The sequence below is a fragment of the Rhodovulum iodosum genome (assembly GCF_041020385.1).
Classification (GTDB): Bacteria; Pseudomonadota; Alphaproteobacteria; order Rhodobacterales; family Rhodobacteraceae; genus Rhodovulum; species Rhodovulum iodosum.
On the sequence record NZ_JBEHHI010000001.1, the window covers coordinates 1,067,241 to 1,092,221 of the forward strand.

Annotated in this window: 27 protein-coding genes and 1 tRNA gene; 10 read left to right on the forward strand and 18 right to left on the reverse strand. The window is 68.6% G+C overall.

Annotated elements, in window-relative coordinates:
- Positions 1 to 58: 58 nt before the first annotated feature.
- Positions 59 to 922, reverse strand: coding sequence for an N-formylglutamate amidohydrolase (locus tag Ga0609869_RS05200; protein ID WP_125406001.1), 864 nt, complete (start codon positions 920 to 922; stop codon positions 59 to 61).
- Positions 923 to 1,069: 147 nt separating this feature from the next.
- Between Ga0609869_RS05200 and Ga0609869_RS05205 the strand changes: the two genes are divergently transcribed.
- Positions 1,070 to 1,144 (forward strand) — tRNA-Val (locus Ga0609869_RS05205).
- Positions 1,145 to 1,221: 77 nt separating this feature from the next.
- Positions 1,222 to 1,347 carry a type B 50S ribosomal protein L36 gene (gene ykgO / locus Ga0609869_RS05210; protein ID WP_010141322.1) on the forward strand — a complete coding sequence of 42 codons (126 nt, stop codon included), beginning with the start codon at positions 1,222 to 1,224 and terminating at the stop codon, positions 1,345 to 1,347.
- Between the two features lie 74 nt (positions 1,348 to 1,421).
- Here the strand turns inward: ykgO and Ga0609869_RS05215 are convergent, their stop codons facing one another.
- The 6 genes from Ga0609869_RS05215 to Ga0609869_RS05240 form a co-directional block, all read right to left on the reverse strand.
- Positions 1,422 to 1,745: a DUF3775 domain-containing protein gene (locus Ga0609869_RS05215; protein WP_125406352.1), complete on the reverse strand. Its 324-nt coding sequence runs from the start codon at positions 1,743 to 1,745 to the stop codon at positions 1,422 to 1,424.
- 71 nt (positions 1,746 to 1,816) lie between these two features.
- On the reverse strand, positions 1,817 to 2,557 hold the full coding sequence (locus Ga0609869_RS05220) for an SDR family NAD(P)-dependent oxidoreductase (protein WP_125405996.1): 741 nt from the start codon (positions 2,555 to 2,557) through the stop codon (positions 1,817 to 1,819).
- Positions 2,554 to 3,117 carry a DUF3833 domain-containing protein gene (locus Ga0609869_RS05225; RefSeq protein ID WP_125405993.1) on the reverse strand — a complete coding sequence of 188 codons (564 nt, stop codon included), beginning with the start codon at positions 3,115 to 3,117 and terminating at the stop codon, positions 2,554 to 2,556. The genes Ga0609869_RS05220 and Ga0609869_RS05225 overlap by 4 nt, the downstream gene beginning before the upstream one ends.
- Entirely contained in the window at positions 3,114 to 4,349 is a 1,236-nt protein-coding gene (locus Ga0609869_RS05230) for an MFS transporter (protein ID WP_125405989.1), read from the reverse strand. Before Ga0609869_RS05230 ends, Ga0609869_RS05225 begins: the two co-directional genes overlap by 4 nt.
- Positions 4,349 to 5,110, reverse strand: a complete 762-nt coding sequence (locus Ga0609869_RS05235; protein ID WP_125405986.1) for a DUF1365 domain-containing protein — start codon at positions 5,108 to 5,110, stop codon at positions 4,349 to 4,351. The genes Ga0609869_RS05230 and Ga0609869_RS05235 overlap by 1 nt, the downstream gene beginning before the upstream one ends.
- Entirely contained in the window at positions 5,107 to 6,405 is a 1,299-nt protein-coding gene (locus Ga0609869_RS05240; RefSeq protein ID WP_125405983.1) for an NAD(P)/FAD-dependent oxidoreductase, read from the reverse strand. Before Ga0609869_RS05240 ends, Ga0609869_RS05235 begins: the two co-directional genes overlap by 4 nt.
- Positions 6,406 to 6,664: 259 nt before the next feature.
- On the opposite strand from Ga0609869_RS05240, the gene Ga0609869_RS05245 reads away from it, so the two are divergent.
- The gene (locus tag Ga0609869_RS05245) at positions 6,665 to 7,174 is read left to right on the forward strand and encodes a sigma-70 family RNA polymerase sigma factor (protein WP_245972309.1); all 510 of its coding nucleotides are present in this window, start codon (positions 6,665 to 6,667) and stop codon (positions 7,172 to 7,174) included.
- Between the two features lie 8 nt (positions 7,175 to 7,182).
- On the forward strand, positions 7,183 to 7,842 hold the full coding sequence (locus Ga0609869_RS05250) for a ChrR family anti-sigma-E factor (protein WP_438826863.1): 660 nt from the start codon (positions 7,183 to 7,185) through the stop codon (positions 7,840 to 7,842).
- A 1-nt stretch (position 7,843) separates the two neighbouring features.
- Here Ga0609869_RS05250 and Ga0609869_RS05255 read toward each other — a convergent pair whose 3' ends face one another.
- The 9 genes from Ga0609869_RS05255 to Ga0609869_RS05295 all read right to left on the reverse strand — a co-directional run bounded on the left by Ga0609869_RS05255 (position 7,844) and on the right by Ga0609869_RS05295 (position 19,530).
- The gene (locus tag Ga0609869_RS05255) at positions 7,844 to 9,031 is read right to left on the reverse strand and encodes a DNA recombination protein RmuC (RefSeq protein WP_125405975.1); all 1,188 of its coding nucleotides are present in this window, start codon (positions 9,029 to 9,031) and stop codon (positions 7,844 to 7,846) included.
- A complete protein-coding gene (gene mutL / locus Ga0609869_RS05260) occupies positions 9,028 to 10,887 on the reverse strand; it encodes a DNA mismatch repair endonuclease MutL (RefSeq protein ID WP_125405972.1) in 1,860 nt (619 codons plus the stop codon). The genes Ga0609869_RS05255 and mutL overlap by 4 nt, the downstream gene beginning before the upstream one ends.
- A gap of 41 nt (positions 10,888 to 10,928) precedes the next feature.
- Positions 10,929 to 12,242: a M16 family metallopeptidase gene (locus Ga0609869_RS05265; RefSeq protein WP_125405969.1), complete on the reverse strand. Its 1,314-nt coding sequence runs from the start codon at positions 12,240 to 12,242 to the stop codon at positions 10,929 to 10,931.
- Positions 12,239 to 13,588, reverse strand: a complete 1,350-nt coding sequence (locus tag Ga0609869_RS05270; protein WP_125405966.1) for a M16 family metallopeptidase — start codon at positions 13,586 to 13,588, stop codon at positions 12,239 to 12,241. Before Ga0609869_RS05270 ends, Ga0609869_RS05265 begins: the two co-directional genes overlap by 4 nt.
- A 146-nt stretch (positions 13,589 to 13,734) precedes the next feature.
- The gene (locus Ga0609869_RS05275) at positions 13,735 to 14,268 is read right to left on the reverse strand and encodes a DUF3035 domain-containing protein (RefSeq protein ID WP_125405963.1); all 534 of its coding nucleotides are present in this window, start codon (positions 14,266 to 14,268) and stop codon (positions 13,735 to 13,737) included.
- 53 nt (positions 14,269 to 14,321) lie between these two features.
- Complete coding sequence (gene lspA / locus Ga0609869_RS05280) at positions 14,322 to 14,792, reverse strand: signal peptidase II (protein ID WP_125405960.1); 471 nt, start codon at positions 14,790 to 14,792, stop codon at positions 14,322 to 14,324.
- Between the two features lie 5 nt (positions 14,793 to 14,797).
- On the reverse strand, positions 14,798 to 16,387 hold the full coding sequence (gene purH / locus Ga0609869_RS05285; protein WP_125405957.1) for a bifunctional phosphoribosylaminoimidazolecarboxamide formyltransferase/IMP cyclohydrolase: 1,590 nt from the start codon (positions 16,385 to 16,387) through the stop codon (positions 14,798 to 14,800).
- Between the two features lie 23 nt (positions 16,388 to 16,410).
- Positions 16,411 to 18,162 carry a heparinase II/III family protein gene (locus Ga0609869_RS05290; RefSeq protein WP_245972292.1) on the reverse strand — a complete coding sequence of 584 codons (1,752 nt, stop codon included), beginning with the start codon at positions 18,160 to 18,162 and terminating at the stop codon, positions 16,411 to 16,413.
- An 87-nt stretch (positions 18,163 to 18,249) separates the two neighbouring features.
- Positions 18,250 to 19,530: an RsmB/NOP family class I SAM-dependent RNA methyltransferase gene (locus Ga0609869_RS05295; RefSeq protein ID WP_125405954.1), complete on the reverse strand. Its 1,281-nt coding sequence runs from the start codon at positions 19,528 to 19,530 to the stop codon at positions 18,250 to 18,252.
- A 72-nt stretch (positions 19,531 to 19,602) separates the two neighbouring features.
- Between Ga0609869_RS05295 and Ga0609869_RS05300 the strand changes: the two genes are divergently transcribed.
- Positions 19,603 to 19,782 (forward strand): DUF1674 domain-containing protein, encoded by a 180-nt coding sequence (locus Ga0609869_RS05300; protein ID WP_125405951.1) that lies wholly within the window; start codon positions 19,603 to 19,605, stop codon positions 19,780 to 19,782.
- Positions 19,783 to 19,786: 4 nt separating this feature from the next.
- On the opposite strand, the gene Ga0609869_RS05305 is transcribed toward Ga0609869_RS05300, so the two are convergent.
- Both Ga0609869_RS05305 and dapB read right to left on the reverse strand, forming a co-directional pair.
- Positions 19,787 to 20,143: a dihydrodipicolinate reductase gene (locus Ga0609869_RS05305; RefSeq protein WP_125405948.1), complete on the reverse strand. Its 357-nt coding sequence runs from the start codon at positions 20,141 to 20,143 to the stop codon at positions 19,787 to 19,789.
- Positions 20,144 to 20,181: 38 nt separating this feature from the next.
- Positions 20,182 to 20,991 (reverse strand): 4-hydroxy-tetrahydrodipicolinate reductase, encoded by an 810-nt coding sequence (gene dapB / locus Ga0609869_RS05310; RefSeq protein ID WP_125405945.1) that lies wholly within the window; start codon positions 20,989 to 20,991, stop codon positions 20,182 to 20,184.
- Positions 20,992 to 21,095: 104 nt separating this feature from the next.
- Between dapB and rbfA the strand changes: the two genes are divergently transcribed.
- The 5 genes from rbfA (at position 21,096) to Ga0609869_RS05335 (ending at position 24,971) form a co-directional block, all read left to right on the forward strand.
- Positions 21,096 to 21,509, forward strand: coding sequence for a 30S ribosome-binding factor RbfA (rbfA, locus tag Ga0609869_RS05315; protein ID WP_125405943.1), 414 nt, complete (start codon positions 21,096 to 21,098; stop codon positions 21,507 to 21,509).
- Positions 21,499 to 22,242, forward strand: coding sequence for a phosphodiester glycosidase family protein (locus tag Ga0609869_RS05320; RefSeq protein WP_125405940.1), 744 nt, complete (start codon positions 21,499 to 21,501; stop codon positions 22,240 to 22,242). Before rbfA ends, Ga0609869_RS05320 begins: the two co-directional genes overlap by 11 nt.
- Positions 22,243 to 22,296: 54 nt before the next feature.
- Positions 22,297 to 23,202, forward strand: coding sequence for a tRNA pseudouridine(55) synthase TruB (gene truB, locus Ga0609869_RS05325; RefSeq protein ID WP_125405937.1), 906 nt, complete (start codon positions 22,297 to 22,299; stop codon positions 23,200 to 23,202).
- A gap of 308 nt (positions 23,203 to 23,510) precedes the next feature.
- Positions 23,511 to 24,017 carry a DUF1643 domain-containing protein gene (locus tag Ga0609869_RS05330; RefSeq protein WP_125405934.1) on the forward strand — a complete coding sequence of 169 codons (507 nt, stop codon included), beginning with the start codon at positions 23,511 to 23,513 and terminating at the stop codon, positions 24,015 to 24,017.
- A gap of 39 nt (positions 24,018 to 24,056) precedes the next feature.
- On the forward strand, positions 24,057 to 24,971 hold the full coding sequence (locus Ga0609869_RS05335; RefSeq protein WP_125405931.1) for an alpha/beta fold hydrolase: 915 nt from the start codon (positions 24,057 to 24,059) through the stop codon (positions 24,969 to 24,971).
- The last annotated feature ends 10 nt before the right edge of the window (positions 24,972 to 24,981 follow it).

Genomic DNA, 24,981 nt, shown 5'->3' on the forward strand with positions numbered 1-24,981 from the left:
CCCTGCTTCTTCTTGGCAAAAATACCCGATTCCCGTCCGTCCCACGGGCGCGCCGGCGCTATTCCGCGGCCAGCGGCATCTCCAGGCCCCGGCCGATCTCGGCGATCTCGGCGATGACCGAGCTCAGGACCGATTTGAAGGCGCGGTAGTCGCGGCTCGGCCGGATCTCGGCCTCGTCCATGTAAAGCGCGCGGTCGATCTCGACCTGGATGGCGTGCTGCCCGCGCGACGGGCGACCGTAGCGCTGGGTGATATGGGCGCCGGCAAAGGGCGTGTTGCGCCCCACCCTGAGTCCGGCATTGCGAAACGCCACCTCGATCCGGTCGACCACGTCGGGCTCGGCAGAGGCGCCGAAGCGGTCGCCCAGCACCACGTGCGGCGTGGCCTTGCCGCCGCCCGAAACCGATTCGATGGCCTCGTGGGGCATCGAGTGGCAATCGATCAGGATCGCCTCGCCAAACGCCGCATTGGCCTCGTCCAGCAGCCGTTGCAGGCAGGCATGGTAAGGCCGCCAATAGCCGTCGAGCCGCGCCTCGGCCTCGGCGCGCGGCAGCTTGCCGCGATAGATCACCCGCCCGTTCGCCACCACGCGCGGAATCACGCCCAGGCCAGAGCTGACCCTTGGGTTGTGGCCCACCGCGCTGACCCCCTCGATCACCGCCGGGTCCAGTTCCTCGGCCGCGCGGTTGAGGTCGACATAGGCGCGCGGCATCCGCGCAGCCAGCAGCGGCGCGCCCATCTGCGGCGCGTCGGCGAACAGCTGATCGACGAAGGCGTCTTCTGAAGAGCGCACGGCGCGCTCGTCCAGCACGGTCTGCCGGAGAAAGGCCCACGGATAGTCCCGCCCGCTATGGGGCGAGGAAAACACCACGCTCGTCGTGCGCGCGGCTGGCAGGAACAGGGCGTAGGGATCCGTCTGCATCGGCACTCCTTCTGGAAACGCGTTATAGCCGCATTTCGGGGCTTGCCAAAAGCTCTTGAACCATTTTCCGACTCCTTTTATAGACCTGCGAACCGACGCGGGCCCGCCGCGTCCTTTTACGTTTGGGCAGGTGGGTTCAACTCGTTCGGGCGGTTAGCTCAGCGGTAGAGCACTACGTTGACATCGTAGGGGTCACTGGTTCGATCCCAGTACCGCCCACCATGACACCCCGCGCCGCATGCGGCGCGGACATCGAAACCGAAAGGCGCAGGGACGCGCCGCGAAATGAGGAGAGGACCATGAAGGTCAGAAACTCGCTCCGCTCGCTCAAGCAGCGTCATCGCGACTGCCGTGTCGTGCGCCGCAAGGGCCGGGTCTACGTGATCAACAAGACGCAGCGCCGCTTCAAGGCCCGCCAGGGCTGAGGGCGCCGCGCAGCGTATGCCGAAAAGGCCGCCCCGTGGGGCGGCCTTTTTCGTGGGCGCTGCATGACGGGCGCCTAGCGGTCGAAGAAATCCTCTTCCACCTCGCTGGGCGATATCCCGATGGCCTCAAGCCCGGCCTCGAGGAAATCGGCAAAAAGCGGCATTCCGACGAGGTAATCCTCGGTCGGCGCGGTGGCCTCGGCCTTGGCGGTGGCGATCGCCTCTTCCAGGTCGTCGGCATCGAAGGTCTCGCGCCCGATCCATGTCAGCGCGACGAGGCTGGCCTTTTCGTCATCGTTCATGGCGGCGATGAAGGCGCGCAGCTCGGCTTCGGCCATCGACTTTTCACGGGCCTGAAAGATGACCTGCACCACCTTGCGCGGGCTGATTTCCAACAGCTCTTCCATTATCTCTCCTCCGAACGGGGCCACAGTTTCGCGCGGCCCCGCGGGATGCACAAGGGGCTGTCTCAGCGCCTGGGGGCGAAAATCGGATAATAAGCCCAGTCGGGCAGAAAGCGGCCCAGCCGGAACACCCACGAGAACAACTCGGGAAAGCTGCGGTGGAAACTGTCGGTTTCCATGTGTTCGATGAACTCGTGCGCCGCCTTTTCGGGCTCCATGATGAAGGGCATCTTGAAATCGTTCTTGTCGGTCAGGCGCGTCTTTACGAAACCGGGGTTGATCACCTGCACGTCGATGCCGGTGCCGCGCAGGTCGGCATACATGCTTTCGGCCAGCGCCATGACGCCGGCCTTCGACGCGCAATAGCCGATGGCGCCGGGCAGACCGCGAAAGGCGGCAAGGCTGCCGGTCAACACGATATGGCCTGCGCCCTTTTCAAGGAACTTGGGCATCACCGCCCCCATCACCCGCACCGCGCCGGTCAGGTTGACGTCGATCATCGCCTCGACCTGCTCGGCGTTCCATTCCTGCGCGCTTTGCGGCCAGTAGGCCCCGGCGAGGTAGAGCACCCCGTCGATATCGCCCACCTCTTCGGCCGCCTTCTTCACCGAGGCACTGTCGGAGACATCGACCGGCACGACCTGCGAGCGGCCCGGCAGGACCTTGGCCAGATCTGCAAGCCGATCGTCGCTGCGCGCGCTCAGGATCACCTCGGCACCCATGCGGTTCAGCTTTTCGGCGACAGCCCGGCCCAGCCCCTCGCTCGCGCCGACGACCCAGTAGCGTTTATTGGTGAAGTCCCTCACATAGCCTCCTTCGGGCGCATCGTCGCCACCAGTTCCGCCACGGGGATGCCGAACTTGCGAAACTGGCTGCGATTGATGATCGCGCCGTTCTCCATCAAATACATCCAGTCGGTGGTTTCGAGCACATGACCGCCCGAATCCTTCGGCAGCTTGATACGATATTGCAGCTGCACACCAGAACCCTTTTGGACGCCCTCAGCGGTTCCGATCACGTCGGGCGCCTCGGCGCGGATATGCCCGTCATTGCCCAGCGTAAAGGTCCAGGACCGGCTCTGCGTTGCGCCGCTGTCATAGCGGAACTCCTCGGTCATGGTGCCGGTGTTACCTTCCCAGTGTGCCTCCATGTCGGCGACGAACCGCGAGGTCACGCGGCCCATCGGCCCGTAGACCACCCCCTCGCACAGGATCGGGCCGTTCAGGTGCTTGCGCAGGTCGAACTGTGGGCCCGAACCGGCATAATCCTCTGGTTTCTGGGCCAAAAACCCCATGTATCGCGGCCGGATCATGGCCAGCACCAATATGGTGAGCGCCCCGAGAGAAAAGGCGAGAATCGGCGTCATGCGTACACCTCCTTGGTCAGCGGCGTCGCGGCGAAAAGCGCGATCGCAATCAGTTTCAGTGCGCAGGGCACCAGCGCGTAGAGAACGCTCAGCATGGTCAGTGCGGTCTGGGGGTTATCGGCCCCGGCGGAAAACCCCGCCAGGTCGAGCAGCGGCAGCAGCGTGACCGCGGCGAAGGCCAGCGTGAATTTCGAGACAAAAGACCACAGGCCGAAGGCCTGCCCCGCATTGGGCGCGATCTGCGCCATGCGGGCGGCGAAAATTGCGGGCAACAGCGTCATGTCCGCGCCCAGCGCAGCGCCCGAGGCGAGGCAGATCGCGGCAAAGGGAACCAGGTCGCCCGGCCCAAGCATGGCGGCGAACCCGAACGCCACGATCGACAGCACCATCCCGGCCAAGAGCGCCGGCTTTTCCCCGAAACGCTGGGCCGCGCGGCCCCAGAGCGGCGCCGACGCCGCAGCGGCGAGGAAAAACAGAAGCAAGAGCGGGCCCTCCCAGCCCGGCGCGGCCAGCCGGCTTTCGACGAAGAACAGGAACAGCGTCGAGGTGACGGCCACCGGGGTGGCGTTGGCCAGGGCCACCAGCAACAGCCGCCGGGCCACCGGGTCGGCCAGCACCTCGCGGGCGCCCGAGGGTTCCGATGCGGCGGGCAAGGACCATTCGCGCCGCATCATCGCGCCCGCCAGAACGGCAAGAGCACAGAACCCGAGGGCGAAGGCCGCAAATGGATGCGCCGCGGCCGCCACCAGAGCGGTCGGCGCCACCGCGGCGAGGCTGACGCCCAATAACGCGCCGGTCTCGCGCCAGGCAGCCAGCCGGACATGCCCTTTTTCGCCCATCCGCCCGGCCCGCGCCACGCCCTGGGCGTAGAACGTGATGGTCAGAAAGCTGAACGAGCTGAACAGCCCGGTCAGCGTCAGGCCGAACCAGAGCAGGGGTGCCACCGGCGGCGCCACGGCGAAAAGCGCCAGCATCGAGCCTGCCAGCAACACCAGCGCGCCAACCACCGCCAGCCCGCGCACACGGTGCAGCCGCTCGGACAGCCAGCCGAGCGCGGGGTCCTGCACCACGTCAAAGAGGCGCAGCCCGAACAGGACCGCGCCCAGCGCGACGAGGCTGACGCCGTATTCGTCGACGTAGAACTTGGGCGCGTGGATATAGATCGGCAGCCCGGCCGAGGCCAGGAGCGCGGCGAACACCGCGTAGCCGGGCAAGGGCGCCGCCCTGGCCATCAGCTGACCTCGTCGGCCGGCGGCTTGGGAAAGCGGCGAAAGCGTGCGCCCTTGATGAAAAGGACAAGCGCGTGCCAGTGGATCAGCGACAGCACCCGGTAGCTGCCCACCGGCCGGCGCCAGACCGAGCGCAGGATCGCCCGGTCGGTCAGCGGCGCGCGGTCGCCGGTCAGCGTCGCGTAAAGACCCTCGTCGCCATTGCGAAAATCGATCCAGATGCCCAGCTTGTCGGCGCGGATGTCGAAGCGGAAGCGGTAGCCGCCACCGATCTGCTGAAACGGCGAGACTTGAAAGACCTTTTGCGCCTCCAGCGTGTCGGTCGGCACGATGGCCCGCCCGTCCGGGTGAGCGCAGAGATAGCTGTGCCGCTCGCCCACTGTATTATTCACCTCGGCGACCACCGCACGCAGGGTGCCGTCGGCGCCCTCGCACAGCCAGAAACTGACCGGGTTGAACCAGCCGCCGAGCATCCGCGGGATGGTCAGCAGGCGCACCGGCCCATCGGCGGTGCCCACACCGTGGGCGGCCAGCACCTCGCGCACCCAGTCCGCGCCGCGCCCCTGCCCCCGCGGCCCGCCATGGTCGCGGTCGCGCACCGTCATGAGGTTGCGGCGGTTGCGCGAAAACAGGCGCGGGCGCGCCGGCGCCGGTGCCTCGGCATCGAACAGCACGTAGTCGAGAGAGTAGCGAAACCGGTGGTCCACCTTGCCATGGCGCCCGTGAAAGGTGGACGCGCGGATATGTTCGACCGTGCCGCTCACGCCGCCACCGCGCCGCGTGCGCGCCGGGTCATGGCCTCGGCCACGTCCACGGCGCTGGCCAGCCCGTCTTCGTGGAACCCGTTCTTCATCCAGGCGCCGCAGAACCACAGCCGGTCGCCCCCGTTCATGGCGCGCAGCGTGCCCTGCGCCGCCATGGCGGCGAGGTCGTAGACCGGATGGTCGAAGGTGACCGTGTCGTGGATCAGCTCTTCGCGGATCGGCCGCTGGCTGTTGAGCGTGACGAAAAGCGGATCGTCCGCGGGGATCGGTTGCAGAGAGTTCATCCAGTAGGTCAGGTCGATCCGGTCGGACGCCTTGCCGGTCTCTTCGGTGTAGACCCAGCTCGCCCAGGCGGCGCGGCGTTTGGGCATCAGCGCCGTGTCGGCATGCAGCACGGCCTCGTTCGGTTGATAACGGATATCGGACAGCGCGGCGACCTCCTCGGTTGCGTCGCTGCCGGCCAGCATCGTCAGCGCCTGGTCGGAGTGGCAGGCAAAGACCACCTCGTCGAAGCTTTCCCAATCGCCTCCCGCTGCGCGCAGATCGACGCCCGTGGCGGCCCGGCGCACGGCCTGAACCGGCGCCTTCAGCCGGGTCTCGACCCCCTGCCGGGCCAGCGCGATCTCCAGCCGGCGGACATATTCGACCGAGCCGCCCTCGACCGTGTACCACTGGTGCTGTCCGGAATGGCTGAGCAGCGCGTGGTTTTCGAAGAAGCGAATCATCGCCTGCGCGGGAAATTCCAGGATGCCGCGACTCGGCGTCGACCAGATGGCACCCGACAGGGGCAACAGATAGCGGTCGCGGAACCAGTCGCCGGTGCCGAGCGCGTCGAGGAATTCGCCGATCGTCATCGTCGGGTCGTTCGCCACCTCCAGCGCCCGCCCGTTAAAGGTGACCACGTCGCGCAGCATCCGCAAGAACTTGCGGTTGGCGATGTTGGCGGGCTGGGCAAAAACGGCCCTGAGGTTGCGCAAGCCGTATTCGAACCTGCCCCCGTCGAGCGAGGCGCCAAAGCTCATGTCCGATTTCGCCACCGGCACGCCAAGCTCATCGAAGAGCCGCGTCAGGTGGGGATAGTTGGCATAATTGAACACGATGAACCCTGTATCGACGGGCTGATCTCCCCGCTTGCCGGCGATCACGGTGCGGGCATGGCCGCCCAATCGCCCCTCGGCCTCGTAAAGAACCACGCGATGATCGCGCGCCAGCAGATGAGCCGCACCAAGGCCCGAAACTCCCGCACCAATTACGGCGATGCGCCGCGAGGCGCCCGCTACATATTCAAACGGCATTCACTTGTCCCTTTGCTGGTCTTTTGTGGCCACTGTTGCATTTACGCAGGAGGGGCGTAACCGGATTAATACAATCGGGTGTGATCCAATCCCGGGCGGGCCGCGTAGAAAGGGTATGTTGAACGGAACCGCCGCTGTCGAGAAATCGGATGCGCCCCTGCCGCCTGCGTTTTATGTTGACGGCGCGAAAGGAGTGTACCGGTCTGGAGGGGCAAGGTCCGTGACGGAAAAGGATACGGTCGACACGCGCTGGTCCGAAATGGTGGCGCGGGTGAAAACGGAAAGGGATGAAACCGCCTTTGCCGAGCTGTTCGCCCACTTCGCACCGCGCGTGAAGGCGTTTTTGATGAAATCGGGGGCCGATCCGGCCCTTGCAGAGGAATGTGCACAGGACGTGATGGCAACGCTTTGGCATAAGGCGCATCTGTTCGACCCCGAGCGGGCCAGCGTGGCGACATGGGTTTTTACCATCGCCCGGAACCGCCGGATCGACGCGCTGCGGAAAAACCGCCGGCCAGAGCCCGAAGACCTGACATGGGGCCCCGAACACGAGCCCGAGCAGGACGAGGCCATTGCCCTGCAACAGGAGAGCGAGAAACTGGGCACGGCGCTGGCCGCCCTGCCCGAAAAGCAGAGGATGCTGATCCAACGGGCCTATTTCGGTGACATGTCGCATAGCGAGATCGCCGAAGAGACCGGACTGCCGCTGGGCACGATCAAATCCCGAATACGCCTGGCGCTGGACCGCCTGCGCCACGAGATGAAGTGAAGAAGAAGATGAACATGACCATAAAACACCACCTCACCGACCCGCTTTTGATGGCTTATGCCGCCGGCAATCTTCCCGAGGCGTTCGGCCTCGTCGTCGCGACCCATGTGTCGATGTGCGACGAATGCCGCGCGCGCCTGGCCTCTTTCGAGGCTGTCGGCGGCGCCGTACTGGAAGAGACCGATACGTGCGAGATGGCCGAGGACAGCTTTGCCGCCACGATGAAGCGTATCTCTGACGTGCCCGAGGAAGAGCGGATCACGGCACCTGCCACCACCGCCGAGGATGCGCTGCTGCCCAAACCCCTGCGCGAGTACGTGGGCGGCGATATCGACGCGGTGGAATGGAAATCGGTCGGCGGCCGTGTGCGTCAAGCGATCCTGCCGACATCGAAGGACGCCTCGGTGCGACTGCTCTACATCCCCGCTGGCGTGGCGGTGCCCGATCACGGCCACCGCGGCACCGAGCTGACGCTTGTGCTGCAAGGCGCCTTCGAGGACGAAGCGGATGTCTTTGGCCCCGGCGACGTCGAGGTCGCCAACGAAGAGCTTGAGCATACCCCGGTCGCGGCCCCCGGCCACGATTGCATCTGCCTGGCGGCGACCGACGCGCCGCTGAGGTTCTCGGGCCTCATCCCGCGGCTGGCACAGCCTTTCCTCGGGATCTGAGCTACTCGCCGGGCTCGCTCAGCGCGACCACGCGCGGCGTGCCCGGCGCCGGATCTTCGAAATCGAAATTGTCCAGCCGCGCGGCGCGCTTGCCCGCGCGTTCTGCGGCGGCGCCGATGCCTTCGAGATCGGCGCGAGCCTGGCCAAAATGGGTGGTCAGCCTGTCCACCCTTTCGACCACCAGTTCCATATCCCGATGAAGCTGTTTCAGGGTCTTGCGGATCGCGCCGGCCTGTTCGCGCATCCGCGCGTCCTTCAGGATGGCGCGCATCGTGTTCAGCGTGGCCATGCATGTGGTGGGCGAGACGATCCAGACCCGCGCGGCAAAGCCTTCCCGCACCAGTTCGGGGAAGTTGGCGTGAAGCTCGGCATAGACCGCTTCGGAGGGCAGGAACATCAGCGCGCCGTCGGCGGTTTCACCGTCGAGGATATACTTGTCGGAAATCGCCTTGATATGCGCCTTGACCGCCGTTTTCAGCATCTTGGCCGCCTCGGTCCGCTCCCACTGGGTGTCGGCGCGGCGCAGCGCCTCGTAGGCCTCCAGCGGGAACTTGCTGTCGATCACGATCGGACCCGGCGGGTTGGGCAGTTGGATCAGGCAATCGGCCCGTTTGCCGTTCGATAGCGTGGCCTGCATCGTGTAGCTGTCCGCGGGCAGCGCCTTGGATACGATGTCGTTGAGCTGGATCTCGCCGAACGCGCCGCGCGTCTGCTTGTTCGACAGGATGTCCTGAAGCGACAGCACGTCGCCTGACAGTTTCTCGATATTGGCCTGGGCCTTGTCGATGGTGGCCAGCCGCTGCTGCAACTCGCCCAGCGACTGCGCCGTGCGCCGGGCCGAGCCGTGCAGGTTCTGGTTCATCTGCTCGCTGACCTGCGCGAGGCGGGTTTCCATCAGGTTCAGCAGGTTCGACTGGCTGGCCGCCTGCGCGTCGGAGACGTGTGTCAGCCCGCCGGCAAGCTGTTGCTGCCCGTCCGACAGCGCCTGCACCCGGCTGGTCAACTGGTTCATCTGGTAAATCAGCGGCTCGGCCATCCGCGCCGAGCGCCCCGCGCGGACCACCGCCAGCAGCAGCAGCGACAGGATCAGCAGCACCAGCCCGGCCCCGCCGCCGGCCCCCAGGATGACCGGGTCGGTCCATGCGTAGCTGCGCCCGCCGATGACGAGGGTTTCGCCGATCTCGATCATGTCCGCCCGAACAGCCGCTCGATATCGGAGAGTTTCAGTTCCACGTAAGTCGGCCGCCCGTGGTTGCATTGGCCCGAATGGGGCGTCGCCTCCATCTCGCGCAAGAGCGCGTTCATCTCGTCCGCACCCATCCGGCGGCCCGAGCGGACAGAGCCGTGGCAGGCCACGCGGCTGAGGATCGCCTCGACCCTGGCCTGCACCGTCAGGCTCTCGCCCATGTCGTCAAGCTCATCAAGGATGTCGCGCAGCATCCCGCCCGCATCGACCTCGCCCAGGATCGCCGGCGTCTCGCGCACCGCCAGCGCGCCGGGGCCGAAGGGCTCGACCGTCAGGCCCAGCCGGGCAAGCTCGCCCGCGATTTCCATCAGCCGGGCGCAATCGCCCTCTGACATCTCGACGATCTCGGGGATCAGCAGCGCCTGCGCGGCAACGCCGGTTTCGGCCATCTGTCGCTTGAGCCTTTCGTAAACCAGCCGCTCATGCGCGGCGTGCTGGTCGACGATCACGAGCCCAGTTTCGGTCTGGGCGATGATGTAGTTTTCATGGACCTGCGCGCGGGCAGCGCCCAGCGGCAGCGCCTCGGCCTCGGGCGATGAGGCGGGGTCTTCGAAGCGGGCCGAGGGTTCGGCAAGGCCGGGGGCAAGCACCGGGCCGGCCGCTTGCGGGGCCGGGGCCGGGGCCTGTCCGGAGTAGGCCGCCGACAGCGCGCCGGGCGAGGGCCGGTCCATCCGGTAGACGCGCGCCGGGCCGGAGGGCTCGGGGCGCATCGCGCCCAGCGTGGCGCCCGCCACCGTGGTCGAGGCCCGGTGCCCGGCCTCGGCCAGCGCGTGGCGCAGCGCCGAGACGATCAGCCCGCGCACCACGCCCGGCTCGCGGAAGCGCACCTCGGCCTTCGCCGGGTGCACGTTCACGTCAACCCGGTGCGGGTCACAGTCGAGAAACAGCGCCGCCGCCGGGTGCCGGTCGCGCGACAGGAAATCGGCATAGGCGCCGCGCAATGCCCCGATCAACAGCTTGTCACGCACCGGGCGGCCGTTGACGAACAGGTACTGCGCCACCGCCGAGCCGCGCGAATAGGTGGGCAGCGCGGCATAGCCGGTCAGCCCGATGCCCTCGCGCTCGGCCTCGATCCTCAGCGCGTTCTCGGCGAACTCGGCGCCCAGCACCCGGGCCAGCCGCCCGTGCAGCGCGTCGAACAGATCGCCCGTTTCCGCATCGGCACGGAAGATCACCCGCCCCTCGCCGCCGCCCGAGACATCGCGCAGGGTGAAGGCGACGAAAGGTTCCGCCATCGCCAGGCGTTTCACCACATCGCCGATCGCCTGCGCCTCGGCCCGGTCTGAGCGGAGGAATTTCAGACGCGCCGGGGTGGCGTGGAACAAATCACGCAACTCGACCACCGTGCCCGCGCTCAGCGCGGCGGGTTTCACCGCGCCCGACGCTCCGCCCGCGACCGCGATCTCGCCCGCCTCGGCGCCCGGTGCGCGCGAGGTGATGGTCAGCCGACCCACCGCGCCCAGCGAGGGCAGCGCCTCGCCGCGAAAGCCGAAGCTGTGGATGTTCAGCAGATCGGTCCCGTCGATCTTGGAGGTCGCATGGCGCGACAGCGCAAGCGGCAGGTCATCGGGCGCCATACCGTGCCCGTCGTCGCGCACCCTGAGCAGCGTCTTGCCGCCGTCGGCATAGGCAACCTCGACGCGCTGTGCGCCCGCGTCGAGCGCGTTCTCGACCAACTCCTTTACCGCCGAGGCGGGCCTCTCGACCACCTCGCCGGCCGCGATGCGGTTGATCGCGGCCTCGTCGAGCTGGCGAATAGGGGGCGGGTTGTGCCCTATCTTGGGGTTGGCGATAATCATGCCACAAGCATTAGCATGGCTTGGGCCGATTCACTAGGGTATCAGTTCGACGCGTCCAGCCCTTCAGGCCGCCCCACCACGACGAAATGCAGCGCGTCGGGGCGGTAAAGCGCGCCCGCGACTCGGCGCACTTCCTCCAGCGTCACCGCGTTCACCTTGTCGTTGCGGGTGGTGATGTAATCGATGCCGAGATCATCCATCTGCATCCCCACCAGGATGCGTGCAATGGGGCCGTTTCCGTCGAACCGCAGAGGGTAGGCGCCGGTCAGGTAGGTCTTGACCTCGTCCAGTTCCTCGGCGGTGATACCCTCTTCGGCGACGCGCCGCCATTCGGCGCGGATCACCTCGATGGCCTCGGCGACCCGCCCGTTGGCCGAGGCGACCTGGCCAATCACCAGCGCCGCATGGTCCATCGGCATCAGGTAGGAATAGACGCCATAGGTCAGCCCCCGCTTTTCGCGGACCTCCTCGTTCAGGCGCGATCCGTAGCCGGCCCCGCCCAGCGCCTGGTTCAGCACGAACGCGGCGAAGAAATCGGGATCGTCGCGCTCGATCCCCGGCTGTGCGAACACCGCCACGGCCTGTGGCGTGTCAAAGGGCACGACCGTCTCGCCGCCCGTCAGCGCCACCTCGGTGTCGGGCGGCATCGGCGCGCCGACCTCGGGCAGGTCCTCGAACAGCCGGTCGAGCAGCACGCCCAGCTCTTCGGCGGTGATGTCGCCGACCGCGCCCACATACAGCCGGTCGCGCGCCATGACCCTGTCCTTGGCTGCGATCAGGTCGTCGCGGGTCAGGGCCGACACGCTTTCGGGAGTGCCCTCGATGGCAGAGCCATAGGGGTGATCGCCAAAGGCCAGTGCGTCGAGCTTGCGCATGGCGATGGTATCGGGGTCCTTGGCGTCTGACCGCAGCCCCGACAGCACCTGCTGGCGCACCCGCTCGATCGCGTCGGCGTCAAAGCGCGGCGCGACCAGCGCCTCGCGCAGCATCGCCATCGCCGCCTCGCGGTTCTCGGTCAGCGCCTTGGCCGAGACCGACAGCGCATCGGCCGAGACGTCGAACCGGAAACTGGCGGCCATTGCGTCGCGGTCGCGGGCAAAGGCGCGGGCGTCGCGGTCGCCGGCGCCCTCTTCCAACAGCCCCGTCATCAGGTTGATCGCCCCGCGCTTGCCCGGCGCATCCAGACTGGCGCCGCCCTTGAACCGGATTTCGAGCGCGAGGAACGGGATGTCGTGGCTTTCCACCAGCCAGGCGTCGATGCCGCCGGGCGAGGTGACCTCTTGAATTTCAACAGCGGCCCGGACGGGCAGCGCCATTACCACGGCCAGAAGGCCGGCAAGGGCGAAACGGATCATTGGGTCACCTCCGTGGCGTCGGTCGCAGGCCGCGTCAGCCAGCCGGTCACGGCGCGCCGTTTGTCGAAAAGATCGCGCGCCGCGGCCATCACGTCGTCGGCGGTGACCGATTGCAGAACCTCGGGCCAGACCTGCACGTCGTCGACGCCCAGCCCGTTGGTCAGCGCGCTGCCGTAACGTTGCGCCAGGCCTTGGATATCGTCGCGGGCATAGATCTCAGAGGCGCGGAGCTGCATCTTGACGCTGGCAAACAGCTCTTCGTCGACGCCCTCGGCCAGGAATTCGGCAATCACCTCGTCCAGCGCCGCCTCGGCCTCGTCCATGTCGACGCCCTCGGCCGGGACCACGACCATGCTGAAGGTCGTGTCGTCCAGCGACAGCCCGCGATAAAAGGCACCGGTATAAAGCGCTACCTGCCGATCGAATTGCAGCCGCTCGCCCAGCAGCGATGTTGCGCCTTGCCCCCCCAGCAGTTCGGCCAGGTAGGTCAGCGCGGCCGCGGTCTTCTGGTCGCCCGGGTCGCGCTCGGGCGCCAGGTAGCTGCGCGAGACATAGGGCTGCGCGACCCGCGGGTCGGAAAACGTGAATCGCCGCTCGGCGCGCTGGGGCGGCTCCTGCGGGCGCGCACGCGGCATCAGGCCATCGCTGGGGGTCAGTGAGCCGTAATGCTCCTGCGCCAGGGCGCGCACCTCGTCGGGGGTGACATCGCCCGCCACCACGAGGATGGCGTTGTTGGGCGCATAGTAGCGTTTGTAAAACGACAGCGCGTCGGCGCGGCTCAGCCCCTCCATCTCGTGTTTCCAGCCGATGATCGGGGTGCCGTAGGGATGATTGACATACTGTATCGCCTGGCGCTGTTCGCTGAACAGTGCGCCGGGGCTGTTTTCGGTGCGCTGGTTGCGTTCTTCGAGAATCACGTCGCGCTCGGTCGCCACGTCCTCGGGGGTCAGCGCCAGGTCGGTCATGCGGTCGGCCTCGAGCTGCATCATCAGGCCCAGCCGGTCGGCCGCGACGCGCTGGAAATAACCGGTGTAATCCCACGAGGTGAACGCGTTGTCCGAGCCGCCATTGGCCTCGACGATGTCGGAAAACTCACCCTGGGCCAGGTCGTCGGTGCCCTTGAACATCAGGTGTTCCAGGAAGTGGGCGATGCCCGACTTTCCCGCGGGTTCGTCCGCGGCGCCGACCCGGTACCAGACCATGTGAACCACCGCCGGGGCGCGGTGGTCCTCGATCACCACGGCCTCAAGGCCGTTGTCGAGGGCAAAAGTTGTGACCTGCTCGGCGCGGACCGGCAGGGCAAGAAGGCTGAGGGCCAGAACGACAAGGCCGGGAAGGCGCGGCATGGGGCATCTCTCCGAAAGGATCGTCGATTTCAAGCTACGCCGCCGTGGCGCCGGTTCAAGCCCGCCTACGGGGATGTGACCGGGCGGCGTTGCGCGGGCAGACGGCGCGCTGGGCGCGTGTTGTCCGGGGTCTGGGCGCGCGCGGCTCAGTCCTGTTCCGGCGGCGCGCCAACATTGCGGGCGCCGGCGCGGCGCCAGCGTTCCAGTTCGGCGTGCTGGTCGAGCGACTGGCGCTCGTAGGCGCGGAAATAGACGTTGACGTTGAACCAGCGTTCCAGCAGCCGCCCGTCGTTCTGGCGGCGGTATTCCAGGTCTTCGGCGGCCAGCGTCTGGCGGATGTTGCCGGCCAGCCCATACCGCGTCGCGTGCGCGATCAGCCCGGCATCGGCGCCGGGCACGCCGCCGCTGCGCGCCACGCGGGCCGGGTTGCCGCCAAGGGCGGCCACGGCGTCGGCATTGGGGGTGGGGTCGGTCCGATTGGCGCCGCCCGGGGTGGGCGCGGGCAGCGCGGCCAAATCCTCGGGCATCTCCAGCGGTTTGCCGGGCAGCACCTGAAACTCGTCGGGGCTGCGCTCGCCAGCGCCGACATTCATCAACTGCGGCTGGCTGTTGCGGCTGCAGCCGGCCAGCAGCATCGCCGCCGCCACGGAGGCCAACAGGAATGCAGGCGCGATGCGCATCTCGGGCTCCTTCGTCACACTGGCCCGATGTTTAACCGATGGCGCGGTGCCCGTCACGGGGTCTTGTGCCGCCCGGCGAAGAGCACGAGGCCAATGGCGCCGGCAAAGACCCCGACATCGGCGATGTTGAAAGCGAAAGGGTTGTTGATGCCGCAACACGACATGTTCAGGAAATCGGCCACCGCCCCGTAAACCACCCGGTCGAGCGCGTTGCCCAGCGCACCGCCCACCAGCGCACCGGCGGCCAGTTGCACCGCAACCTGGCCGGGCTGCGACCGCGCCCAGAGCACCACCCAGACCGAGACCGCCAGCGCGACACCGACGAAGACCCAGCGCATCACGTCCGTCTCGTTCGAGAACAGGCCGAAATTCAAGCCCCGGTTCCACGCCATGCGCAGGTTGAGGAAGGGTGGCACAACGTCGATGGCCAGCCGGTGCGCGAGGCCCAGCCCGTAAAGGACGAAAACCTTGCTCGCCTGGTCGAGCAGGAAAACGCCCAGCGCGGTTGCCGTGAGAGCCCGCATCGCCTTCAGTGCCGGAAATGGCGCATACCGGTGAACACCATCGCCAGCCCCGCCTCGTCGGCCGCCGCGATCACCTGGTCGTCGCGCATGGACCCGCCGGGCTGGATCACCGCCGTGGCGCCGGCCTCGGCCGCGGTCAGGAGGCCGTCGGGGAACGGGAAAAAGGCGTCGGAGGCCACGACGGAGCCCTTGGTCGGCGGCATCGACAGGCCCAGCGCCTCGGCCATGTCCTGGGACTTGCGCGCGGCGATGCGGGTGCTGTCGACCCGGCTCATCTGGCCGGCGCCCACGCCGACTGTCGCGCCGTCCTTGACGTAGACGATGGCGTTCGACTTGACGTGCTTGGCCACCTTCCAGGCGAACAGCATGTCGGCGATCTCGGTCTCGGTGGGGGCGCGTTTGGTCACAACCTGCAAATCGTCCGGCCCGATCCGCCCATTATCCTTGTCCTGCACCAGGAACCCGCCCGAAACCTGCCGCACGGCCAGCCCCGGCTGGGCCGGGTTGGCCAGACCGTCGGCGGTCAGCAGGCGCAGGTTCTTCTTGGCCGCGAACACCTGCTTGGCCGCGTCGTCGGCGCCCGGGGCGATGACCACCTCGGTAAAGATCTCGGCGATGGCGCGCGCGGTTTCCTCGTCGAGCTTCATGTTCAGCGCCACGATACCGCCGAAGGCCGAAGTGCGGTCGCAGTCGAAGGCGCGCGAATAGGCCTCTTTCAGGCTGGCGCCGCGGGCCACGCCGCAGGGATTGGCGTGCTTGATGATGGCGCAGGCGGGCCCGCCGCCGGGCAGGAACTCGCTGACCAGTTCGAAGGCGGCGTCGGTGTCGTTGATGTTGTTGTAGCTCAGTTCCTTGCCCTGCCACTGCCTGGCGGTGGCCACACCGGGCCGGCCGGTGCCGTCGGTATAAAAGGCCGCCTTCTGGTGCGGGTTCTCGCCGTAGCGCAGCGTCTGGGCCAGCGTGCCGGCAAAGGCCCGGCGGCGCGGCGCCGTCTCCTCCAGCGCGCCGGCCATCCAGCCCGACACGGCGGCGTCGTAGGCCGCGGTGCGGGAATAGGCCGTCAGCGCCAGCTTCTGGCGGAAGGCCAGCCCGGTGGCGCCCCCATTGGCGTCGAGCTCGGCCAGAAGCGCGGCGTAATCATCGGTATCGACCACCACGCCGACAAAGGCGTGGTTCTTGGCCGCGGCGCGGATCATCGCCGGGCCGCCGATGTCGATATTCTCGATGCAGGTTTCGTAATCGGCGCCTTTCGCAACGGTGGCTTCGAACGGGTAGAGGTTGACCACCAGCAGGTCGATCGCGCCGATGCCGTGATCGGCCATGGCCTTGGCGTGTTCGGGGTTGTCGCGCAGCGCCAGCAGCCCGCCATGCACCATCGGGTGCAGCGTCTTGACGCGCCCGTCCATCATCTCGGGAAAGCCCGTCACCTCGGCCACGTCGACCACGCCCAACCCCGCCTCGCGCAGTGCCGCCGCGGTGCCGCCGGTCGACAGCAGCTCGACCCCGCGGCCGGCCAGCGCCCGGCCCAGCTCGGCCAGTCCGGTCTTGTCGGATACGGAAATCAGCGCGCGGCGCAGTGGCACGAGGTCGGTCATTCGGTCAGTCCTTCGTTATGGTCTCAGTCCATGGGCAGATCGTCGTACCGCACGAGGTCGCGCACCGCCTGCGGGGTCTCCTGCGCCTTGGCAAGGCTCCAGGTGATCTGGCCCGCATACTCCATCATGCGGGCGGATAGAATGATTTGTTGGGCCGAACGCGGTTTGACGCGGCCCTTTTCCAGATAGACGCTGGGCGCGAGGCTAAGCTCGGCCGTGCCGTCGTGGCGGAACACCCAGATTTCGCCGCTCTTAAGCGCCAGCGAAACCGCCGCGCCGCCCATGTCGATCGCCGCGTCGACGTCGGGGTGCAGGTGGAAATGCAGCGCAAAGGCGATGCCGGCCAGCCGCGCGCGGTCCATCGCCCGGTCGAACTGCTTGCGGTCGGCCTCGGTCACCGTGGCCAGGATGTCCTCGCCGGCCAGCGCGCGCCCGTCCGGTCCGAGGTCGAGGCTGCGCGAATGGGTCAACCCGTGGGTCGCCCGATAGCCGTCATGCCAGGCGACCAGGCTCACGCCCGCGGGCCCCACGGTTTGGCGCGCGCCCACGTCGCCGGGCCGGTCCACCAGCAGCATCCGGCCGTTGCCTTCGCGTGGGGCCAGGCGCGACGACGAAAACCGCTCGATGGCCAGCGTCGAATGCGATTGCGTGGCCCTGCCCGCGCGGCGCCAGTCCGACCCGAAGCTGCGCCCGGAGCCGCAATTGACGACCAGCGGTCGGCGGCCCGAGGTCAGCTCGAAGGCCAGTGTCGAGGCATGGGCGTTGGCCGAAGCCGCCACCGCGGGCGGCGCGGCGGCATCGACGATCACGGTCGTGCGCCCGACCGACAGCCGGGCATAGCCCATCGCCAGCCCGGTCAGCGCATGGGGCCGCACCCCCGAGGCCGCGAGCGCATGGTCGAGCCGCCCCTCCGCGCCGCGCCCGCCGCCGTGAAAGCGCGCAAGCCCGCCATCGGCATGGCGCAGCGCCCGTATCGTCGGCGCGATCCGTTCCAGCGCCTCGCCGATCGGCCGGGGCGCCACCTGCCCGGCCTCGGACAGCGCCGCGGCGGCCCAGGTGAGCAGGGTGAACACCTCCATCAGCTCTTCGGGGTTGCGGGTGGGAATCGCACCGCCGCTGTCGATCTCGCTCTCGCAGGCGCGCGACAGCGCCTTGACCGCCGGCCCGGCGTACCGGCCCATGCCCGATAGCGCGAGGCCGGAATAGATCAGGCCGGTCAGCGCCTCGAACCGGGTCAGGCCCGGCAGGGCGCTTTTCCAGCGCCGGCTGAGAAAGATCGTCTGCTGGGCGAGCGAGCGGAAATAGGCCTCTGACGCCGCGCTTTCCTGTCCGTTCAGCAGAAACAGGGCGTGATTGATCCAGCGGATCAGGCGGCGCCCGGTCAGATCGGGCGTCCAGCCCGGACCGCGGCCGCGGCCGTAGCGCTCGATCCAGGCCCAGGTCCAGTCCTGCGCGCGGGTCCGCGCCGGACCGTCACCCACCGCGGCCAGATCGTCGAGCCAGGCAAAGCCGTGCACCTCGTTCTCGAACTCGGCGCTGGGGTGGGCCAGATCCCACGGTGCCGTCTGCGGCGCCGCGAGCAGATCACCGGCGAACAGGAAATTGCCCGCGATCAGCTGTCGCCCGCGGGCATAGCTGCCGATGGTGCGCGGCTCGGGCTGCGAGACAAAGCCGGTGGCGGGCCGGGCCAGCGTGCTCAGCCGGGCATGCAGCCGGTCCATCCGGCGGCCCGGCCTGTGGCGCGGGCTGGTGGTTTCTGGGGGGGCGCCTGCCATGATTTTTGGTGTCTGCTCGCGGGCCGTGGCTTTTATGGGCGCAGCATACCGGCGGGCCTGCCGGGTGTCACCGGGCAAGGCCGTGTCTCAGGCGGTTTTGCGCAAGGCCACCATGAAAAACCCATCCATCCCGCCGCGCCCGGGCCAGAAATCGGGGCGCAGGCGCAGCCCGCCCGCCGGGGCCTGCCAGGCGGGCTCAACCCCAGGCAGATCGGCGGGCAGAACCTCGAGCGCCCTGTGGCGCTCCAACGCGGCGGCGAGCTGCGCCTCGCCTTCTTCGGGCAGCAGCGAACAGGTACAATAGACCAGCCGTCCGCCGGGTTTCAGAAGGCTCACGGCATGATCGATCAGTGCGCTTTGCAGCGCGAAGAGCGGCTTGATCGCGGCGCCGTCCTTGGCAAAGGGCAGGTCGGGGTGGCGGCGAATCGTACCGGTGGCCGAACAGGGCGCATCCAGCAGGATCGCGTCAAGCGGGGCGTCGGGCCGCCAGCTCAGCGCATCGGCCACCACCAGATCGGCCATCAGCCCGGTGCGGGCGAGGTTTTCCTCGACCCGTGCCATCCGCGCCTGGGAAATATCCACCGCAACGACCTGCGCCCCCGACGCGGCCAGTTGCAGCGTCTTGCCGCCGGGCGCGGCACAGAGATCGGCCACCCGATCGCCCGGCTGCGCTGCCAGCAAGCGGGCCGGCAGGGCCGCGGCCGCGTCCTGCACCCACCACGCGCCCGTGTCATAGCCCGGCAGCGCCGAAACCTGTGCGCCGCCCTCCAGCCGCACGCTGCCCGTGGGCAGCGCGGTGCCCCCGGTTTCGGCGGCCAGCGCCCTCGCGTCGCTGTCTTTCGGGGTCAGGTCCAGCGGCGCGCCCGCGGCATGCGCGGCCTCGATCGCCGTCACCGCGGCGCGCCCCCAGGCGCTGTCAAGCCGCCCGCGCAACCAGCCCGGCAAGCGCTGGGGCGGCAGCGCGGCCCACGCCTCGGGCCCGGTTTCGGCCACCTTGCGCAGCACCGCATTGACCAACCCCTTGAACGCCTCGGACCGGCGGTCCCGCCGGGCCAGCGCCACTGCGGCGTTGACCGCGCCATGGGGCGCTGCGCCCTCTTGCAGCATTTCCACCGTGGCAAATCGCAGGATCGCGCGCACCGGCGGCGGCGGGGGCTTGCGCATCAACGGCTTCAAAACCACGTCGGCCCGGCCGGTATGGCGCAAGGTCGAGGCGGCCAGCCGCTGGGCCCGGGCGGCCTCGGCCGGCTCCAGCGCAGCCAAGGGGCCCTCGGGCCCGGTCATCTCGGACATCAGCCGGTGCTCTTCCAGCACGCCGCGCACCAGCGCCAGCGCCGCCTCGCGCGCCTTGTCCCGCCCCTCGGCCATCCGCGACCCTCCGCTTGCCAGCCCATCGCGCCGAGGTATATCAAAGCCCTGCCCCCCACAAGGAGCCGCCCGATGCCCGACACCGACCGCCCCGACCTGCCCCCCGCCGCACAGCGCGCCCTGCAAGAAGCCGAGGAGCGGCGCAAGAAAGCGCGGGAGATGTCGATGCCAAAGGAGTTGGGCGGCCGCGACGGGCCAGAGCCCGTGCGCTACGGCGATTGGGAGAGGAAAGGCATCGCCGTCGATTTCTGACGGCTCAGTCGAGGCGCAAATCGGCCCGCTGTCCGGCGCCCTTGTCGGCGATAAAGCGCAACGTGCTTCCGCGCACCTCTACCGCCTGGCAGTTGGGCCCCAGGCTCTCCGCGCCGAAGGTGAGATCGCGGCAGAAGTACCGGCCGTCCCAGCGCCAATCGCCAGAGACCTCGCGTCCGAATGCGCGCCCGGTGATGTCGCCGCGAGGCGAAACCTCAAGACGAATGCCGAACCGTGTCAGTGACCGGCCGTCGATCAAGGACACGAAGCTGTCTCGGTTTTCCACGGGTTGAAAACCTTCGGCCAGCGCGGGGCTGGCCGTCAGGGCGGCGACGGCAAATATGTATGCGATCCGGGTCATGCATGTCATTACGGGGCAGCGCGCGGATCGGATGACTCTCAGAGTCCCAGAACGTCGAGCATGTCGTATTCGCCCGGCCGCTGGCCCTGTCCCCAAAGCGCGGCCTTGAGCGCGCCGCGGGCGAAAACCGCCCGGTCGGTCGCCACGTGGCGCAGCAAGATCCGCTCGCCCGCGCCGGCAAAGATCACGTCGTGCTCGCCCACGATGTCGCCGCCGCGGATCGACGAAAACCCGATGGCGCCGCGCGCGCGCTCGCCGGTGATACCGTCGCGGCCGCGATCCTCGACCTCCGACAACGCCACGCCGCGCCCCTCGGCGGCGGCCTGGCCCAGCATCAGCGCGGTGCCCGAGGGCGCGTCGACCTTGTGCCGGTGGTGGGCCTCGACAACCTCGATGTCGAAATCCTCGTCCAGCGCGGCAGCCACCTTGCGGGTGAGCTGGACCAGCAGGTTGACCCCGAGGCTCATGTTGCCGGCCCGGACCACCACCGCGTGACGCGCGGCGGCCTTGAGGCGCTTGAGGTCCTCGTCGCCCAGCCCAGTGGTGCCGATCACATGCACCGCGCGGGCCTGCGCCGCCAGTTCGGCAGTGGCCACGGTGACCGCGGGCGCGGTGAAATCGATCACGGCCTGGGCCTGGGCGATGGCCGACACCGCGTCGTCGGTGACGTGCAGACCCACGCGGGGCCCGCCCATCGCCTCGCCCACGTCGCGGCCGACCCAGGGGTGGCCGGGCTTTTCGACGCAACCGATCAGCCGCGCCTTGTCGCTTTGCAGCACGCCGTGGGTCAGCATCCGCCCCATGCGCCCCGAGGCGCCCATGATCACAATGCCCGGCAGGGTCTCCATCGCACGCCCTCCTGTGGTATTCGATGCGCCCGGGTGTAGCCGAGCGCCGCGCCCCTTGCAAAGCCCGGCTTGGCAAAGCCCGCCCCAGGGCTTAGATGCGAGGCATGGCCAGAGACCGATATTCCAAGGGCGCAGGGCCCAGCCAGCGCCAGCTTCGCGTGGGCGAACTGATCCGCCGGCGCCTCTCCGAGGTGTTGGCACGCGGCGAGGTGCACGACCCCGAGCTGAACCGCATGTCGATCACCGTGGGCGAGGTTCGTGCCACGCCCGATTTGCGGGTCGTCACGGCCTTCGTGCTGCCGCTGGGCGGGCGCGACGCCGAGGGCGCGCTCGACGCGCTGCGGCGCAACCGGGGCGAGTTGCGGCGGATCGTTGCCAAGGGTCTGTCGCTGAAATTCGCCCCCGAGCTGCGCTTTGCGCTGGACGAAACCTTCGACCGGATGGACGAGACCCGCCGCCTTCTGTCGCAGGAGAACGTGCGCCGCGACCTGGACCGCGCCGACGACGATGAGCGTTAAAGGCGCGCTGGCCGGCCTGCTGGCGCTCTTTGCGCTGGGCGGCGCGGCCGAGGCCGCCTGCCGCACCGCCAGCCACGAGGGGCGGGGCTACACGATCTGTTCCTTCGACCCGGCCGAAACCGAGCTGAGGCTCTTTCGCATCGACGAAAGCGGCGCGGTGCTGGGCAGTTTTCGAAGGGTGCGCGACATGCTCTCGGCACGGGGCGCCGATCTCGCCTTTGCAATGAATGCCGGCATGTACCACGCCGACCGCAGCCCGGTCGGGCTTTATATCGAGGATGGCCGCCAGCAGCGCGCCGCGGTCGCAAGCGCGGGGCCGGGCAATTTCGGCCTCTTGCCCAACGGCATCCTCTGCCTGCAAAACGGCAGCGCACAGGTGATCGAAACGCGCGCCTACCTCGCCGGCCCGCCGGCCTGCGCCCATGCCACGCAATCCGGCCCGATGCTGGTGATCGACGGGCGGTTGCATCCGCGCTTCCTGGTCGACAGCAACTCGCGCTACGTCCGAAACGGCGTCGGGGTCGATACCGCCGGCGACGTGCATTTCGCAATCTCCGACCGGCCCGTCACCTTTCATGAATTCGGCCGGCTTTTCCGCGACGTTCTGCAAACGCCCCAGGCTCTCTATCTCGACGGCAAGGTGTCCAAGCTTTACGCCCCGGGCCTCGGGCGGGCCGATGGCGGGCTGCCGATGGGGCCCATCGTGGGCGCCGTGGTCGATGCGGCGCGTTGACGGGCGGCGCCGGCTTCGCTAGCAGGCGGGCTTCACGACGGACGGAGACAAAGGTTGGGACGCAGCCGCAAGGGACGCGACATTTCGGGCTGGCTGGTGGTGGACAAGCCCCCGGGCATGACCTCGAACGCCGTGGTGGGCAAGGTCCGCTGGGCCTTCGGCGCCAAGAAGGCGGGCCATGCCGGTACGCTTGATCCCGCCGCGACCGGCGTGCTGGCCGTGGCGCTGGGCGAGGCGACCAAGACCGTTCCTTTCGTCACCGATGCGCTCAAGGCCTACCGCTTTACCGTGCGGCTGGGCGCGGCCACCAATACCGACGATGCCGAGGGCGAGGTGATCGCGACCTCGGACACCCGCCCCGGCGACGACGATATCCGCGCCGCCCTGCCCCGCTTTGCCGGCGATATCGAGCAGGTGCCGCCGCAATTCTCGGCGGTCAAGGTGGATGGCGCGCGCGCCTATGCCATGGCGCGCGCCGGCGAAGAGGTCGAGATCGCGGCCCGCCCGCTTTATGTCGACAGCCTGACGATGCTGTCGCGCCCCGATGCGGACCATGTCGAGCTGGAGATGGTCTGCGGCAAGGGCGGCTATGTGCGCGCGATCGCCCGCGACCTGGGCGAGGTGCTTGGATGCCTCGGCCATGTCGAAAGCCTGCGCCGCGTCTGGTCGGGGCCGTTCGACGCCGAAGAGGGCGTGAGCCTCGACCGTATCGAGGCGCTGGCCAAGACCCCCGAGATCGACGCGCTGCTGCACCCGCTGGAAAGGGGGCTGGTCGATTTGCCCGAACTGCCCACCACGCCGGACGGCGCCGCGAAACTGCGCAACGGCAACCCGGGGATCGTGCTGGCCTCTGACGCCGAATACGGCGACGAGGCCTGGGCCTCGCTCGATGGCCGGGCGGTGGCGGTGGGCATCTACAAGGCGGGCGAATTGCACCCCAGCCGCGTGTTCAACAACTGACCCGGCGCAGGATTTCTCGAAGAATTCCGCCAAACGGGACGCAGCGGCTTGCCGATGGCGGTCGCGCAGCGGTGGGGGGCGCTGCCCCCCGTCCTTCGGACTCCCCCCGGGATATTTGGGGCCAGAAGAAACCGCTGCCTGCTTCTTCTTGGTTGAAATACCCTGAGTGTCGCCGCGCGAAAGCGCGGCGAAACCCAATGACCGCAACGGGCCTGAAGCGGACCGGCATGCGGTCGCGGCATGCCAGGACGGCTCAAAACGGGGCTATCCCCTTGCCTGTCCGCCCGGGCCTTGCCACAAACCGCACCATGATCACCCGCACCCACCTGAAGGGCGACGCCGCCTCCGAGGCCGTCTATTCCGACTGCGAGGCCTACCGCTACCTGCTGACCCGCGTGTGGGACCCGGCCGGCCGGCGCGCGCTTTTCGTGATGCTCAACCCCTCGACCGCGACCGAGGTGCAGAACGACCCCACGGTCGAACGCTGCGAACGCCGTGCCCGGGCGCTGGGCTTCGGCGCCTTCCGGGTGACCAACATCTTCGCCTACCGCGCCACCGACCCAAAGCTCATGCGCGCCGCGCCCGACCCGGTCGGGCCCGGCAACGATGCCGCCATCGCCCAGAGCGCCCCGTGGGCCGACCAGATCGTCTGCGCCTGGGGCGCGCATGGCGCGCATCTCGACCGGGGACCAGAGGTCGAGCGGCTGCTCCGCGCCACCGGCCTGCCGCTCTTTCACCTTGGGCTGACCAAGGCGGGCCACCCCAGGCATCCGCTCTATATCGGCTATGCCCAGGCACCCGCGCACTGGACCTGAGCACGCCGCGGCCCTAGCCTGACCGTGACGGAGGCCGCCATGACATCGGATATCGAAGGGTTCGCCAAAAGCCGCGTCGATGTGGGCGGGCTGCGCCTGGCCATGCACCGCGGGGGCGCGGGCGCGCCGCTGATCCTGCTGCATGGCTACCCGCAAAACCACATGTGCTGGTCCGCCGTCGCGCCGGCGCTGGCGCGCGACTTCGACGTGATCGTGCCCGACCTGCGCGGCTATGGCGACAGCGACGCACCGGCGGACGATGACGGGCACACGGCCTATTCCAAGCGGCAGATGGCGCGAGACATCGTCGGGCTGATGGACGCGCTCGGCCTCGACAGCGCGGGCGTTCTGGGCCACGACCGCGGCGCGCGGGTGGCCTATCGGCTGGCGCTCGACCACCCCGCGCGCGTCTCGCGGCTGGGCATCGTCGAGGTTGTGCCCACGGGCGATTTCTGGGCCGCGTGGTCGGCCGACCTCGCCCTCAAGGCCTATCACTGGACCTTTCTCGCCCAGCCCGCGCCGCTGCCCGAGCGCCTGATCGGCGCCGACCCGGTAGGCTATATCGAACACACGCTGCAAAGCTGGACCAAGGCGAAATCGCTCGACGCGTTTGCGGGCGCGGCGCTGGCCGCCTACCGGCGGCAAGCCGCCGACCCCGCGCGCATCGCCGCGATGTGCGCCGATTATCGCGCCGGGGCCACCACCGACCGACGGCTGGACGAGGCCGACCGTGCCGCCGGGCGCACCATCGCCTGCCCGGTCTTCTTTCTGTGGTCCGATATCGGCTTTCCCGCCCAGACCGATGCGCCCGCGGCGCTCTGGGCCCGGTGGGCGCCCGACCTCGCCGACGCCTCCTGCGACAGCGGCCATTTCGCGCCCGAGGAAAACCCGCAAGCGGTGCTGGACCATTTCGCGCCGTTCTTCGCCGCATCGCTGGACCGTCCAGAGGGATGATGCGATCGAA

What these genes read in the sequence shown, in the direction of transcription:
- Ga0609869_RS05200 (WP_125406001.1), bottom strand. Translation starts at nt 922, where the DNA reads ATGCAGACGGATCCCTACGCCCTGTTCCTGCCAGCCGCGCGCACGACG.
- ykgO (WP_010141322.1), top strand. Translation starts at nt 1,222, where the DNA reads ATGAAGGTCAGAAACTCGCTCCGCTCGCTCAAGCAGCGTCATCGCGAC.
- Ga0609869_RS05225 (WP_125405993.1), bottom strand. Translation starts at nt 3,117, where the DNA reads ATGACGCCGATTCTCGCCTTTTCTCTCGGGGCGCTCACCATATTGGTG.
- Ga0609869_RS05230 (WP_125405989.1), bottom strand. Translation starts at nt 4,349, where the DNA reads ATGGCCAGGGCGGCGCCCTTGCCCGGCTACGCGGTGTTCGCCGCGCTC.
- Ga0609869_RS05240 (WP_125405983.1), bottom strand. Translation starts at nt 6,405, where the DNA reads ATGCCGTTTGAATATGTAGCGGGCGCCTCGCGGCGCATCGCCGTAATT.
- Ga0609869_RS05245 (WP_245972309.1), top strand. Translation starts at nt 6,665, where the DNA reads ATGGTGGCGCGGGTGAAAACGGAAAGGGATGAAACCGCCTTTGCCGAG.
- Ga0609869_RS05250 (WP_438826863.1), top strand. Translation starts at nt 7,183, where the DNA reads ATGAACATGACCATAAAACACCACCTCACCGACCCGCTTTTGATGGCT.
- Ga0609869_RS05255 (WP_125405975.1), bottom strand. Translation starts at nt 9,031, where the DNA reads ATGATCGAGATCGGCGAAACCCTCGTCATCGGCGGGCGCAGCTACGCA.
- mutL (WP_125405972.1), bottom strand. Translation starts at nt 10,887, where the DNA reads ATGATTATCGCCAACCCCAAGATAGGGCACAACCCGCCCCCTATTCGC.
- Ga0609869_RS05265 (WP_125405969.1), bottom strand. Translation starts at nt 12,242, where the DNA reads ATGATCCGTTTCGCCCTTGCCGGCCTTCTGGCCGTGGTAATGGCGCTG.
- Ga0609869_RS05270 (WP_125405966.1), bottom strand. Translation starts at nt 13,588, where the DNA reads ATGCCGCGCCTTCCCGGCCTTGTCGTTCTGGCCCTCAGCCTTCTTGCC.
- Ga0609869_RS05275 (WP_125405963.1), bottom strand. Translation starts at nt 14,268, where the DNA reads ATGCGCATCGCGCCTGCATTCCTGTTGGCCTCCGTGGCGGCGGCGATG.
- lspA (WP_125405960.1), bottom strand. Translation starts at nt 14,792, where the DNA reads ATGCGGGCTCTCACGGCAACCGCGCTGGGCGTTTTCCTGCTCGACCAG.
- purH (WP_125405957.1), bottom strand. Translation starts at nt 16,387, where the DNA reads ATGACCGACCTCGTGCCACTGCGCCGCGCGCTGATTTCCGTATCCGAC.
- Ga0609869_RS05290 (WP_245972292.1), bottom strand. Translation starts at nt 18,162, where the DNA reads ATGGCAGGCGCCCCCCCAGAAACCACCAGCCCGCGCCACAGGCCGGGC.
- Ga0609869_RS05295 (WP_125405954.1), bottom strand. Translation starts at nt 19,530, where the DNA reads ATGGCCGAGGGGCGGGACAAGGCGCGCGAGGCGGCGCTGGCGCTGGTG.
- Ga0609869_RS05300 (WP_125405951.1), top strand. Translation starts at nt 19,603, where the DNA reads ATGCCCGACACCGACCGCCCCGACCTGCCCCCCGCCGCACAGCGCGCC.
- Ga0609869_RS05305 (WP_125405948.1), bottom strand. Translation starts at nt 20,143, where the DNA reads ATGACCCGGATCGCATACATATTTGCCGTCGCCGCCCTGACGGCCAGC.
- dapB (WP_125405945.1), bottom strand. Translation starts at nt 20,991, where the DNA reads ATGGAGACCCTGCCGGGCATTGTGATCATGGGCGCCTCGGGGCGCATG.
- rbfA (WP_125405943.1), top strand. Translation starts at nt 21,096, where the DNA reads ATGGCCAGAGACCGATATTCCAAGGGCGCAGGGCCCAGCCAGCGCCAG.
- Ga0609869_RS05320 (WP_125405940.1), top strand. Translation starts at nt 21,499, where the DNA reads ATGAGCGTTAAAGGCGCGCTGGCCGGCCTGCTGGCGCTCTTTGCGCTG.
- Ga0609869_RS05330 (WP_125405934.1), top strand. Translation starts at nt 23,511, where the DNA reads ATGATCACCCGCACCCACCTGAAGGGCGACGCCGCCTCCGAGGCCGTC.
- Ga0609869_RS05335 (WP_125405931.1), top strand. Translation starts at nt 24,057, where the DNA reads ATGACATCGGATATCGAAGGGTTCGCCAAAAGCCGCGTCGATGTGGGC.